General features: G+C 74.6%; 13 protein-coding genes. 6 read left to right on the top strand and 7 right to left on the bottom strand.

The window, feature by feature from the left end; all coding sequences use genetic code 11:
- Position 1 precedes the first annotated feature (1 nt).
- Together AB0M99_RS04950 and AB0M99_RS04955 are read right to left on the bottom strand one after the other, a co-directional pair.
- Positions 2 to 802, bottom strand: coding sequence for a tyrosine-protein phosphatase (locus tag AB0M99_RS04950; RefSeq protein WP_365917246.1), 801 nt, complete (start codon positions 800 to 802; stop codon positions 2 to 4).
- Positions 803 to 854: 52 nt separating this feature from the next.
- Positions 855 to 1,433 (bottom strand): rhomboid-like protein, encoded by a 579-nt coding sequence (locus AB0M99_RS04955; RefSeq protein WP_365917247.1) that lies wholly within the window; start codon positions 1,431 to 1,433, stop codon positions 855 to 857.
- Between the two features lie 176 nt (positions 1,434 to 1,609).
- Here AB0M99_RS04955 and AB0M99_RS04960 point away from each other — a divergent pair, with 176 nt between their 5' ends.
- Together AB0M99_RS04960 and AB0M99_RS04965 are read left to right on the top strand one after the other, a co-directional pair.
- Positions 1,610 to 2,239, top strand: a complete 630-nt coding sequence (locus AB0M99_RS04960; protein ID WP_365917248.1) for a hypothetical protein — start codon at positions 1,610 to 1,612, stop codon at positions 2,237 to 2,239.
- A gap of 75 nt (positions 2,240 to 2,314) precedes the next feature.
- Positions 2,315 to 3,787 carry a PepSY domain-containing protein gene (locus AB0M99_RS04965; RefSeq protein WP_365917249.1) on the top strand — a complete coding sequence of 491 codons (1,473 nt, stop codon included), beginning with the start codon at positions 2,315 to 2,317 and terminating at the stop codon, positions 3,785 to 3,787.
- Between the two features lie 73 nt (positions 3,788 to 3,860).
- Here the strand turns inward: AB0M99_RS04965 and AB0M99_RS04970 are convergent, their stop codons facing one another.
- Positions 3,861 to 4,442, bottom strand: coding sequence for a winged helix-turn-helix domain-containing protein (locus AB0M99_RS04970; RefSeq protein WP_365917250.1), 582 nt, complete (start codon positions 4,440 to 4,442; stop codon positions 3,861 to 3,863).
- A 498-nt stretch (positions 4,443 to 4,940) separates the two neighbouring features.
- The gene (gene glnII / locus AB0M99_RS04975) at positions 4,941 to 5,960 is read right to left on the bottom strand and encodes a glutamine synthetase (RefSeq protein WP_365917251.1); all 1,020 of its coding nucleotides are present in this window, start codon (positions 5,958 to 5,960) and stop codon (positions 4,941 to 4,943) included.
- A 263-nt stretch (positions 5,961 to 6,223) separates the two neighbouring features.
- On the opposite strand from glnII, the gene AB0M99_RS04980 reads away from it, so the two are divergent.
- Entirely contained in the window at positions 6,224 to 7,144 is a 921-nt protein-coding gene (locus AB0M99_RS04980) for a Gfo/Idh/MocA family oxidoreductase (RefSeq protein WP_365917384.1), read from the top strand.
- A gap of 74 nt (positions 7,145 to 7,218) precedes the next feature.
- Here the strand turns inward: AB0M99_RS04980 and AB0M99_RS04985 are convergent, their stop codons facing one another.
- Entirely contained in the window at positions 7,219 to 7,779 is a 561-nt protein-coding gene (locus AB0M99_RS04985; protein WP_365917252.1) for a hypothetical protein, read from the bottom strand.
- Positions 7,780 to 7,876: 97 nt separating this feature from the next.
- Positions 7,877 to 8,248 (bottom strand): ArsC/Spx/MgsR family protein, encoded by a 372-nt coding sequence (locus AB0M99_RS04990; protein ID WP_365917253.1) that lies wholly within the window; start codon positions 8,246 to 8,248, stop codon positions 7,877 to 7,879.
- A 106-nt stretch (positions 8,249 to 8,354) separates the two neighbouring features.
- On the opposite strand from AB0M99_RS04990, the gene AB0M99_RS04995 reads away from it, so the two are divergent.
- Positions 8,355 to 8,618: a hypothetical protein gene (locus AB0M99_RS04995; protein ID WP_365917254.1), complete on the top strand. Its 264-nt coding sequence runs from the start codon at positions 8,355 to 8,357 to the stop codon at positions 8,616 to 8,618.
- Positions 8,619 to 8,659: 41 nt separating this feature from the next.
- Here the strand turns inward: AB0M99_RS04995 and AB0M99_RS05000 are convergent, their stop codons facing one another.
- The gene (locus tag AB0M99_RS05000; protein WP_365917255.1) at positions 8,660 to 9,736 is read right to left on the bottom strand and encodes a PP2C family protein-serine/threonine phosphatase; all 1,077 of its coding nucleotides are present in this window, start codon (positions 9,734 to 9,736) and stop codon (positions 8,660 to 8,662) included.
- Positions 9,737 to 9,812: 76 nt separating this feature from the next.
- Between AB0M99_RS05000 and AB0M99_RS05005 the strand changes: the two genes are divergently transcribed.
- On the top strand, positions 9,813 to 10,499 hold the full coding sequence (locus AB0M99_RS05005) for a VIT family protein (RefSeq protein ID WP_365917256.1): 687 nt from the start codon (positions 9,813 to 9,815) through the stop codon (positions 10,497 to 10,499).
- A gap of 929 nt (positions 10,500 to 11,428) precedes the next feature.
- The gene (locus tag AB0M99_RS05010; RefSeq protein ID WP_365917257.1) at positions 11,429 to 12,331 is read left to right on the top strand and encodes a TIGR01777 family oxidoreductase; all 903 of its coding nucleotides are present in this window, start codon (positions 11,429 to 11,431) and stop codon (positions 12,329 to 12,331) included.
- The last annotated feature ends 158 nt before the right edge of the window (positions 12,332 to 12,489 follow it).

The following is a 12,489-nucleotide window of genomic DNA, read 5'->3' on the forward strand; positions in this document are numbered from 1 at the left end:
ATCAGACCGTCAGGCGGACGCGCAGCGCCTCGACCGTCTCGTCGGAGACGGCGAGGCCCTCGCGGACGTACTTCTCCATCGAGCCGTAGCGCGTGCTCACCTCGTCCAGCGCGGCCTCCAGGTACGAGGGGAAGACGCCGATCAGGGCGAGCGCGATGTCCGGGTCGCCGCCGGCGGCCGTGAAGCCCTCGATCATCGGCGCGAAGGCCAGCCGGACCGCGGCGTTGACCGAGAGGTACTCGGCCGTCAGGGTCTCGTCGTCCGCGCCGAGGAGCGACAGGACCACCGTCGCGCCCCAGCCCGTACGGTCCTTGCCGGCCGTGCAGTGGAAGAGGAGCGGGCCGGCGTCCGGGTCGGCGAGCTCGGTGAGCAGCAGCCGGTACGCGGCCTGCGCGGAGCCGGAGTTGACCAGGGACCGGTAGACGTCGGCGAACAGCGCCTGCGCCTTGCCGCCGCCCAGGTGCTCCTCGGCCACGGCCGGGTCGGAGAGCAGGTCCTTGAGCTGGGCCGCGGCGGGCGTCCTGCCGGCGCCGGGGGCCATCTTGTCGGCGAGTGCGTCGGCCACCAGGAGGCGTACGCCGGCCGGCAGCCGGTCGGGGTGCGCGGCGCGCTCGGTGCCGGTGCGGAAGTCGATGACCGTACGCAGGTCCAGCGCGGCCACCGCGGGGTCGGCGTCGAGGTCGAGCCGGTCGAGCTGGCCGGCGCGCAGGGCCAGCCCCGGGCGGACGCTGCGGCCGCCGGGGAGCGCGGTGCCGCCGAGGTCCCGCAGGTTGGCGACGGTGGTGGCGGGGATGGCGGTCATCGTGGCGGCTCCAGCGGTGTGCGAGTGACGTGGGTGCGCCACTTGTGCGTATCTATATGATTTTCGGAGATTTTGGCCCGGAAAGGTAATCGACGGCCAGCGAGAAGCCGACGCCCAGCCCCAGCGCCACCAGGTGCCCGGCGTCCGTGAAGGTCCGCTCCCGCTTCAGCAGCGGCTGGGCGACGAGCGCCAGCAGCCCCACCCGGGCGGTGGTGCGGACCGCCCCGCGCGGCAGCGCCGAGGTCAGCGCGCCGAGCACCGCGTTGAGCCCGTAGCTGGTGCCCACGTCCAGGGCGCGTCGGGTCCGCGGACCGGCCGTGCCGCGCAGGGCGCCGTACACCAGCAGCGTCGCCGCCGTGTGCCCGAGCAGGAAGACCCCGGCGGTCCACCAGGCCCCGTACGCGTACTCGGCGTATCCGAGGACCGCGACCAGCAGCAGGGCGTACGGCAGGGGCATTGGCTCCTCGACGACGAACGCGCTGCTCAGGAGCGTGTCCCAGCGTCCGGCGGCGAGGTTGTCGACGTTGGTCGAGCACCGGCGCAGCACGCGCTCGCGCTCCGCCGGATCCAGCCGTTCCAGGGCGTGCGCCCCCAGCTGGACGCCGCCCGCGTACACCGCACCGACTGGCAAGGGCCATGGCAATGGATTCACCCGATCATGATCGGATACCACCCTCCGGCGGGTGTCACCGGGCCCCGTGCGAGCATGTTCCAGCCATGCTCGAGAGTCCCGCGCCGATGCGCGCCGCACGAGCCGCGATGTTCGCGGCGGTGTGTGTCGCTTTGGGTGCGGTGGGGCATTCGTACATGTCTGGCACGGACATCCCTCTTACGGGTCTTCTGGCCGCCTTCGGGCTGACCGGCGGGCTCGCCTGGCTCGGCGCCGGGCGGCGACGCGGGCCCCTCTCCATCGCCGCGGCCCTGCTGGGCGTCCAGGCCGTGCTGCACGGCGTCTTCTCCGGCGGCCGGGCGGCGGCGCCCGCCCCCGCGGCCGGGGGGATGCAGGCGCACCACCACGTGCCGGGCATGGAGATGCCGATGGGCATGCCCGTGGCGGGGGCGGGCGCGGAAGGCATGGACGGCATGGCGGGGATGGCCGCGCACGCCCACGGGCACGGCGGCCTCGGCATGATCGCCGCGCACGTCCTCGCGGGGCTGTTCTGCGCCGCCTGGCTGGCCTGGGGCGAGGCCGCCGTCTTCCGGCTCGCACGGGTTCTCGCGGCCGGCGCGCTGCTCGCCGCCCGGCCGCTCTCCCGGGCCCTCGCACTGCTCCGGGCGCGGGTGGCTCCCGTACCGCGGCAGCCCGCACCGCGCCCGGCGTACGAACGGCCGCGCACCCTGCGCGGAGCCGTGCACGCCCACGCCCTGGAACGGCGCGGCCCGCCCGGCCGGCGAACGACCCGAGCCACGGCCCCCGGCCGTCCTGCCCGCGCCTGACCGGCGCACCTCCTCGGCGAGGGGGCGAGGACCTGGGGCCGATCACCCATGTCTTCGCCAACACCTAGGACCCACATGTCCCTCGACGAGGTTCAGGAAGTCCGCGCAGCGGACTCCGACGTACCCGAGGCCCAGAGCCAGACCCCTGCCCCTGCCACCGCCAGGTCCCGCCCCGGCGGCTGGTCGGCCCTGCGGCCGCTGCTGCTGCGCCTGCACTTCTACGCCGGGCTGCTCATAGCCCCGCTGCTCTTCGTCGCCGCCGCCACCGGCCTGCTGTACGCCGGGTCCTGGCAGGCCGAGAAGATCCTCTACTCCGACCAGCTGACGGTCGCCCGCGTCGGCGACGACACCCGGGCGCTCAGCGCCCAGGTCGAGGCCGCCAAGGCCGCCGCGCCCCAGGGGAAGGTCGTCTCCGTGTGGCCCGCCCCCGAGGCGGAGGCCACCACCCGCGTGATCATGGAGAGCCCGGGGCTCGCGGAGGGCGAGACCCTCACCGTCTTCGTCGACCCGTATACGGCCGAGGTGCGCGGACAGCTCACCACCGCCGGGGACGCGCTGCCCCTGCGGGCCTGGCTGAGCGAGTTCCACTCGAACCTCCAGCTCGGTGAGTTCGGCCGGAACTACAGCGAACTCGCCGCCAGCTGGCTGTGGGTGGTCGCGCTGGGCGGCCTCGTCCTGTGGATCGGCCGCCGGCGCAAGCGCGGGGCGGAGCTCGTCCTGCCGGACCGCAAGGCCACCGGCCGCCGCAAGACCCTCTCCTGGCACGGGACCGTCGGCCTCTGGGCCGCCGCCGGGCTCGTCGCGCTCTCCGCGACCGGTCTGACCTGGTCGAAGTACGCCGGTGAGAACATCGGGGAACTCCAGGACAGCCTCGGCGGCGCCACCCCGTCCGTCTCCGCCAAGCTGAGCGCCGGTGCGGGCTCCGACGGCTCCGACGAACACGCCGGGCATGTCATGACCGAGGGCATGGAGATGCCCCCGCCCGCCCCCACCGCCGACATCGGCATCGACCGGGCGGTGGAGGCCGCCCGCGCCGCGGGCGTCACCGAGTACCTCCAGGTGACGCTGCCCGCCAAGGGCAAGGGCTACGTGGTCAAGGAGAAGGACAAGCAGGTGCCCGTGCACCTGGACGCCGTCGCCGTCGACCCCGCCGACGGCCGGGTCATGGACGAACTCCGCTTCGCCGACTACCCCCTGCTCGCCCAGCTGACGCGCTTCGGCATCGACCTGCACATGGGCCTGACCTTCGGACTCGCCAACCAGCTGGCGCTCGCCGCGCTCGCCGTCGCGGTGATGTTCATGGTCTTCTGGGGCTACCGGATGTGGTGGCTGCGCAGGCCCACCAAGGAGCTGAGGCTGTCGGCCGGCCGCGCCCAGCCGCGCGGTGCCTGGCGGAAGCTGCCGGTGACCCTGGTGCTGCCGCTGGCCGCGGTGACGGCCGTCGTGGGCTGGTTCATCCCGCTGCTCGGGATCACCCTGGTGGCGTTCCTGGCGGTCGACGTCCTGCTCGGCTTCGTGGCGGCGCGCCGCGCCGAGGCCGCGGTCTAGGACGGGACGGAACGGCAGGTGGGCCCGTACTCCCGGAGGGGAGTGCGGGCCCACCGTCGTGTCGACGCGGGCCTCAGGGGGTGTACTTGTAGCCCACCCGGCGCACGGTCTGGATCGCACCGCGGTGCGCGGTGCCCAGCTTGCGGCGCAGCCGGGCGATGTGGACGTCGACGGTCCGGCCGTCACCGACGTGCCCGTAGCCCCACACCGTGGTCACCAGCTGGTCCCGGCTGTGCACGCGGTGCGGGTTCGCGACCAGGTGGGCGAGGAGTTCGAACTCCAGGTACGTCAGGTCGAGCACCGCACCGTCCACCTCGGCGGTGCGCTGCGCCGCGTCGATGCGGACCAGGGCGTCACCGGTGGTGCCAGGGGCCGAGGGGGCCGCGGAGGTCGCGGGGACCTGCGGGGCGAGGGCGAGCGGCGGCTGCTGGTCGGCGGGTACGAGGACCAGGTAGCCGACCATCGGCGGCTGGCCCGGCAGCGCCGGCAGGGTGTGCTGGGGGGCCGGGAGCCAGGTGGCGCCGGGCGGGAGGAGGTCCACGACACGGGCCACCTCGTCCCGGTCCACGGCCCGCAGCCGGTGGCGCGGACTGGGCGGGAAGGTCAGGGTCGCGGTCGCAGCGGAGGCGGAAACGAGGGAACGGGTGTGGGACATGAGTGGTCAGCTCTTTCACGCGGAGTGGTCGGCAGGAGACGTGCGTACGTCGTCGTTGTCGTACCGCGCAGACCGAAGGCCCCGGGGAAGGTCCGGTGGGAGATCCCGAAGGGCTTTAGAGGGCCGGCGCGTTCTTCGCGCGGCAACACACCCGGTCGAAATCGTGATCCTGACGGGACGGCCAGAACGGCTCGAGGTCGCTGCGACCTGTCGAGGGGTGTGAGTGGCTGGCCATGGATCCATTCAAGCAGATGTGGTGGGTCCGGGGCGTATCCCGTCTCACTCCGTGGATCGGAGTCTCATATTCCGTGATCAAGGATTCGTCAGGCCGCCACAATCCCGACAAACCGTCAGCCGGTCGGCGGCTGGGGCCAGTACGCACGGCAGAACGGCAACGGCGCCCGCCGGGCCACAGGGGCTCGGCGGGCGCCGTTGTCGGTGCGGTCGGCGATCGTCAACGATCGTCAACGATCGTCGGAGATCACTGCCGGTCTGCGCTCAGACCAGGCCGTCCTTCTCCAGGCCGGCGCAGCAGGTGTCCGTGATCAGACGGGTCACCACGTACGGGTCCACGTTCGCGTTCGGGCGGCGGTCCTCGATGTAGCCCTTGCCGTCCTTCTCCACCTGCCACGGGATGCGGACGGAGGCGCCGCGGTCCGAGACGCCGTAGCTGAACTCGTTCCAGGGGGCCGTCTCGTGCAGACCCGTCAGGCGCTCGTCGATGCCCGCGCCGTAGTTCTTGACGTGGTCCAGCGGCTTGCTGCCCTCGCCCAGCGCCTCGCACGCGGAGATGATCGCGCGGTAGTCCTCGCGCATCGCCTTCGTGGAGAAGTTGGTGTGCGCGCCCGCGCCGTTCCAGTCGCCCTTGACCGGCTTCGGGTTCAGCGTCGCGGAGACGTTGAAGTCCTCGGCGGTGCGGTAGAGCAGCCAGCGCGCGATCCACAGCTGGTCGGAGACCTCCAGCGGCCCGACGGGGCCGACCTGGAACTCCCACTGGCCGGGCATGACCTCGGCGTTGATGCCGGAGATGCTCAGGCCCGCCGCGAGGCAGTGGTCCAGGTGCTTCTCGACGATGTCGCGGCCGAAGATCTCGTCCGAGCCGACGCCGCAGTAGTAACCGCCCTGGGCGGCCGGGAAGCCGTTGACCGGGAAGCCGAGCGGGCGGGTGCCGTCGAAGAAGGTGTACTCCTGCTCGATGCCGAAGATCGGCGCCTGGGCGGCGAACTTCTCGGCGACCGGGCGGAGCAGCGCGCGGGTGTTCGACTCGTGCGGGGTCATGTCGATGTTCAGGACCTCGCACAGGACGAGGACGTTGTCCCCGCCGCGGATCGGGTCCGGGCAGGAGAACACCGGCTGGAGCACGCGGTCCGAGGCGTGGCCCTCGGCCTGGTTGGTGCTGGATCCGTCGAAGCCCCAGATCGGCAGCTCGTCGCCGTCGGCGAGGATCTTCGTCTTGGAGCGCAGCTTCGCCGTCGGCTCGGTGCCGTCGATCCAGATGTACTCAGCCTTGTAGCTCACGGGCCCCATCCTTCGGTGCGTCGCTCCGGCGCAGACTCTGCGGGCGCTGCGGATTCGTGCGGTGTAGACCAGAGCGTGCCCGCTCGCGATTTCTCTTCCGTTGCCCGTATGTGAACCCCGTGTTACCGAGGTTTGCACCGCAGGTCGGGTGGGTTGTGCGGGTTGGCGGCCGTGCGCCCGTGCGAGTGCGGCAGACTGAGCGGGTGAGCATTTCGTACGATTTGAACGCCGCCGGCGGCTCCGGCGACGCCGCCGCCGCGGCCATCGAGGAGGCCGCCCATGAGGCCGCCTCCCGCCCCCGACCCCGGGTCGGGCTCCTGGGCACGGGTCCCTGGGCCCGCCGCACCCACGCCCCCGCCCTCGCCGCGCACCACGGCTCCGAATTCGTCGGGGTGTGGGGCCGGCGCCCCGAAGCCGCGGCCGAGCTGGCACTCGCGTACGGCGTGAAGGTGTACGAAGACCCCGACGCGCTGTTCGCCGACTGTGACGTCGTGGCCTTCGCCCTGCCCCCCGACGTACAGGCCCCGCTCGCCGTGCGCGCGGCCGCCGCCGGATGCCACCTGCTGCTCGACAAGCCCGTCGCCACCACCGTGGAGGACGCCCGCGCGGTGGCCGGGGCCGTCGCGGAGCACCGGGTCGCCTCCGTCGTCTTCCTGACCCTGCGCTTCGCCGAGCCGACCGCGGGCTGGGTCGAGGAACAGGCCGGCCGGTCGGGGTGGTTCACCGCCAGCGCCCACTGGCTCGGCGCCGTCTTCCCGCCCGACGGCGCGCCCAGCGCGTACGCCGACTCGCCCTGGCGCAAGGCCAAGGGCGGGCTGTGGGACGTCGGCCCGCACGCCTTGTCGGTCCTGATCCCGGTGCTGGGCGAGGTCACCTCGGTCAGCGCCACCCGAGGTCCCTCCGACGTGGTCCAGCTCGCGCTGCGCCACGCCTCCGGCGCGGCGAGCACCGCCGTCCTCAGCCTGGGCGCCCCGAGCGCGGCCGCCGGGGTGGGGCTGGAACTGCGCGGGGCCGAGGGCGTCTTCGGGCTGCCGGACTGGAGCGACGTACCGGGGGCGTACGGGCGGGCGCTGGACGCGCTGCTCACGGCGGCCCGTACCGGGGTGCCGGATCCGCGGGGGGCCGGGTTCGGGGCGCGGCTGACGGAGATCCTGGCGGAGGCGGAGGCGCAGCTGCCGGGCTGAGGGGCGCCGGGCGGCCGAGCGGCCGCCCCGGCCGGGCGGGGCCGGCTCCGGTCGGCTCGGGCCGGCTCGGGCCGCTACTTGATCAGGGCGTTGGCCACGATGATGGCCAGGCCGATCGTGGCGTCCGCCAGGCCGATCAGCAGCGCGGAGCTGAGCCGGTAGCCGACCCGGATCGCCACGAAGGACCCCCAGGCGAACAGCAGCGCGGTGTTCAGCCCGAGCCCGACGGCGGTCACCCCGTGCGAGTCCCAGCCGGTGAGCCCGGCGAGGACCAGCAGCAGGACGGTGGGAAGGGTGGCCGCGATCATCGGCCACTCGTTCCACAGCGCCCGGGCCAGGACCCGCCACCGGTGCCCGGCGGAACCGGCCTGGTGGGTGGTCATGTGGTGCGAGTAGCCGTGCGCGAGCGCGGCCGTGGCCGCCGTGACGACCACCCAGCTGGCGTCGTAGAAGGGGGTGTAGGGCCCGTCCTTCTGGTCCAGCGCGGCCAGCAGCCCGCTGGCGAGCACCGTCCCGTACACCCCGCCGAACATCCAGTCGGCGCCGCGCCGGGGCGGGGGGAGGTGCTGCGGGCTCTTCGGCTGGGGCTGGGGCTGCGGCTTCGGCTGGGGCTCCGGCGACTGCTCGGCGTTCACGGTGCGCGGTCCTCGGGTGCGGTATATCCCCTTTCGGGCTGACTTCGGCAAGCGTAGGTGCTGCGGGGTGGGCTCCGCGTGAGCGCGGCCAGCAGTACTAGGCCTTGCGGGAGAGGGCCTCGTGGACTGCCTCGTCGGAGCGGGCGACCACGGCCGTGCCGTCCTCGGCGGTGATGATGGGGCGCTGGATCAGCTTCGGGTGCGCCGCCAGGTGCGCGATCCAGCGCTGCCGGGCCTCCTCGGTCTCCTCGCGCGGCAGCTCCCGTACGCCCGTCTCCTTGGCCAGCGGGTCCGACGTGCGGGTGATGTCCCACGGCTCCAGGCCCAGGCGGCCCAGGACCTCGCGGATCTCGGCCTCGGAGGGGACGTCCTCCAGGTAGCGCCGGACCGTGTACTCGGCTCCCTCCGCGTCCAGCAGGGTCAGTGCGCTGCGGCACTTCGAACAGGCGGGGTTGATCCAGATCTCCATGCCGGAAAGCTTAGCGAGGCGGTGTCTGGCCAGGGCCTTTGTCAGTGGTCGCCGGTAAAATCTAAGAAGAACGACAGGAAGCCAACTACCGTTTGGGAGGCTGTAGATGGCCACTGCCAGGACCGCTGCCACCATCCAGCACGTCAAGAAGAAGCCGCTGCCGGCGGGGCTGCCCCGCGAGTGGTACGAGAGCCACAACCGGCGCCTGAAGGCGATGCGGTTGGCCATATCCCTGCTCGACTCGGGGACGTATGACGCTCAGCGCGCCACCAACCGGAAGATCCGCACGATGGCCGTGCGGACGGGGATACACCGCCCGTCCAATGTCACCTGCAAGATGGTCCGCTCCTTCATCCGCGAAGCCGGCTGAGGGGGAGCCCGGGGGTCCACGGGGCCGGGGGTACGGGGCGGTCACTCCAGGGACAGCACCAGCAGGGCCACGTCGTCGCGCGGCCCGCCCCCGGTGAAGGCCGCCAGGTCCCGCCACACCGCGCGGGCCAGGCCGGCCGGATCCGTCGCCAGTACGGGGATCCGGTCGGCCAGCGGGTAGAAGTGCCCGGCCGCGTCCCGGGCCTCGGTGACGCCGTCGGTGTGCAGCAGCAGCCGGTCCCCGGCCCGGACCTGGATCTCGGCGACCGTGGCCGGGTCCGGCCCGGCCAGGCCCAGGCCGAGCGGGGGCCCGGGTTCCACGACGAGCTCGCGGACCGCGTGGTCGCGCAGCAGCAGGGCCGGGGGGTGCCCGCACGACAGGATCCGCACCAGGTCCCGCCCGGGCGGGACCTCCAGCAGCACCGCGGTCGCGAACAGCTCCGGATGCTGCACGGAGGCGGCCGCCGAATCCGCCAGCAGCCGGCGGTCCAGGCGGGCCGCCACCGCCGCGAGTTCCGCGTCGTCCAGGACCCCCTCGCGGAAGGCGCCGAGCAGCGCCGCCACCGTGCCGACCGCGGCGAGGCCGTGGCCCTGGACGTCGGCGACGATCGCGCGGACCCCGTACGGCCCGACCCGTACGTCGTAGAGGTCTCCGCCCACCAGGGTGCCGCGCTGCGCCGCGCGGTACAGGCCCGAGCAGCGGACCGGGCCGACGCGGTCCGGCACGGGCGGGAGCACGGCCAGCTGGGCGGCCTCGGCGACGGTCCGCACGCTCACCAACTGGGCGTCCCGGCGCCGGCGGACCCAGGCGATCACCACGCTGAGCAGGCCGATCGCGGCGACGGTGGCGAGGTCGGAGCCGCGGGCGTGGGAGATGCCGATCACGGGCAGGCCGAGGAGCACGAGGACGAGGCCGGCGAAGACGGCGGTGCCGGCGGCGTCGTAGGCGAACGCGGCCACCGGGGGCAGGCCGGCCAGGAAGTAGCCGAACTCGACGTCGCCCGGGGTGGCGCGCTGGGCGAGCACCAGCACGACCAGCGCCACCGCGGGCGCGAGCCGGGCCCAGCGCGGCGGCGGCGCCCCGCGCAGCCAGCCCGGCTCCTCGCGTCCGCGTCTCACCCCTCCACCCTGGTACGCGGTGCGGGGCGGCGCACGCCGGGTGGCCCCTTATGGCCCCGGCCGCGACAGTGGTGGCGTGACGGAGACGCAGAGCGCGGAGATCAGCACCCGGCTGAACTGGCTGCGCGCGGGGGTGCTCGGAGCCAACGACGGGATCATCTCCACGGCCGGTCTGGTGGTGGGCGTGGCCGGGGCGACGACCTCGCGGACGGCGATCGTGGCGGCGGGCGTGGCCGGGCTGCTGGCCGGGTCCCTGTCGATGGCGGCGGGGGAGTACGTATCGGTGAGCTCGCAGCGGGACTCCGAGAACGCGGCGCTGGAACTGGAGCGGCGGGAGCTGGTCGAGTCGCCGGAGGCGGAGCTGGAGGAGCTGACCGACCTGCTGGCGGCCAGGGGCCTGTCCCCGGCCGTGGCCCGGGAGGCCGCGGAGCAGCTGACGGAACGGGACGCGCTGCGGGCGCACGCGCGGGTGGAGCTGGGGATCAACCCCGACGAGCTGGCGAACCCGTGGCACGCGGCCCTGGCGAGCCTGATCGCCTTCACGGTGGGGGCGCTGCTGCCGCTGCTGGCGATCGTCCTGCCGGGGGCTTCCAGCCGGGTCCCGGTGACGGCGGTCGCGGTCCTGGCCGCGCTCACCCTGTGCGGGGTGATCAGCGCCCGCCTGGGCGGCGCCCCGGTCCCCCGCGCGGTCCTCCGCAACGTCACGGGCGGCGCCCTGGCCATGGCCGTCACCTACGCAGTAGGCACCTGGCTGGGCACCTGACCCCAGCCGCCCCGCCCCGCCGCGTCGGGGAGTCGCCGGGCAGGCGCGCTGCCCCGCCCTGCCGGGTCGGGGGAGTCGCCGGGCAGGCGCCTGCCCCGCCCCGCCGCTTCGCGGCCATCGCCCGGGGGCGCCCCCTCCCGGCCCCGCGGCTATGGCGCCGCCGGAGGCTAGGCGCCCCTGGCGGGGCGGGTCCGCCCGACGGGCTGTCCAGCCGCGGCCATCGCCCGCCGCCCGCGGGGAGGCGCCCCTGGGCAGGGTCGCCTCGCTCTACGGGGGCATCGCCGGGGGCGCCCCGTCCTCGCCCCGCCGCGGCCGGGGCGCCGCCTGCGGGGAGGTACACCTGGCGGGGCGGGTCCGCCCGACGGGCACCTCAGCCTCGCCGGCGTTTGAGGCGCGGGGTCCGGGGCCGAGCCCCGGGAAACGGAGAAAGGGCGGGGCGGGGACCAGCTCCGCACAGCGGCACCCCGCACCGCCGGGACGCGCGCCGACCACCGCGGGGCGGCAGCACCTGTGCCGGGCACTCCCCGGCGGCGGGACGCCGGGCGGAACCGGCAGCGGCAGCCCGCGCCGCTGGGACGGGCGCCCACACCCCGGGGCGGTGGCAGCGCGCGGCGTCGGGGCGGGTGTCGGCACCTGGGGTGCCGGGCACTTCCGGGCGCACGCCAGTGCGGGAAGCCGGGTGGCACCCGGCGGCAGCCGCCCGCGCCGTCGAGGTGGGCGGCGGTGCGAGGGACGGGGCACTCCCGGGCGCGCCCCGGCGGCGGGACGCCGGGTGGCACCCGGCGGCGGTAGCCCGCGCCGGCACCCCGGGGCGGCAGCGCGGGGCGGTGCACCCGGGCGGCGGTGCGTGGGCCAGGGGCTGCGGGGGGCGCGGGCCGGGCTGCGGGGGCGCGGCCCGGCGGGGGGTGTTCGGGCGGCAGGATGGGGGCATGCGCATCGCAGTCACCGGTAGCACCGGCCTCATCGGGCAAGCCCTCGCACAAGACCTCCGCGGCGACGGCCACGACGTCGTCCGCTTCGTACGGCGCGAGCCGCAGTCGGCCGACGAGGCCCGGTGGGACCCCGCCCGGGACTACGTCGACCCCTCCGGCCTGGCCGGCTGCGAGGCCGTGGTGCACATGGCCGGGGCCGGCGTCGGCGACCACCGCTGGACCGCCGCGTACAAGCGGGAGATCCGCGACAGCCGGGTCAACGGCACGCGAGCCCTCGCCACCGCCATCGCCGCGATGCCCCGGCCGCCGGCCGTCTTCGTCAGCGGCTCCGCCATCGGGTACTACGGCGACACCGGCGACCGCGCCGTCGACGAGGACTCCCCGGCCGGCGAGGGCTTCCTCGCGGAGGTCTGCGTCGAGTGGGAGGCGGCGGCGGCTCCCGCCCGGGCGGCCGGGGTCCGGACCGTGTTCGCCCGTACCGGCCTGGTCGTGGCCCGCCAGGGCGGGGCCTGGGGCCGGCTGTTCCCCGTCTTCCGCGCCGGCATCGGCGGCCGGCTCGGCAACGGCCGCCAGTACTGGTCGCACATCTCGCTCCGGGACGAGATCGCGGCCCTGCGGCACATCATCGACACCCCCGCCCTGTCGGGGCCGGTCAACCTCACCGCCCCAGAACCGCTGACGAACCGCCAGGTCACCGCGGCCATGGGCCGGGTGCTGCGGCGGCCCGCGGTGATCCCCGTACCGGCGATCGCCCTCAAGGTCGCGCTCGGCCAGTTCGCCGAGGACGTACTAGGCAGCCAGCGGGTGCGCCCCGCGCGGCTGTTGGAGTCCGGGTTCGTGTTCCGCGATCCGGGGATCGAGGACTCCATCCGCGCGGCGCTCGACGAAGGGGCGCACTAGCGATCGTCGCGCGACCACCGTGCGACCGTTCGTGACCCGAATGCGACCGCCGTGCGACCGGAGCCGACCGCAATCGCCCGCCCGACTCGGGTTCCGCTGGAGCCGGTTGGGGGAAGGAGGACGAAACACAGCCGCGCCGACCTCGGGGAGGGGCACGT

It is taken from the genome of Streptomyces sp. NPDC051183 (assembly GCF_040682455.1).
Classification (GTDB): Bacteria; Actinomycetota; Actinomycetes; order Streptomycetales; family Streptomycetaceae; genus Streptomyces.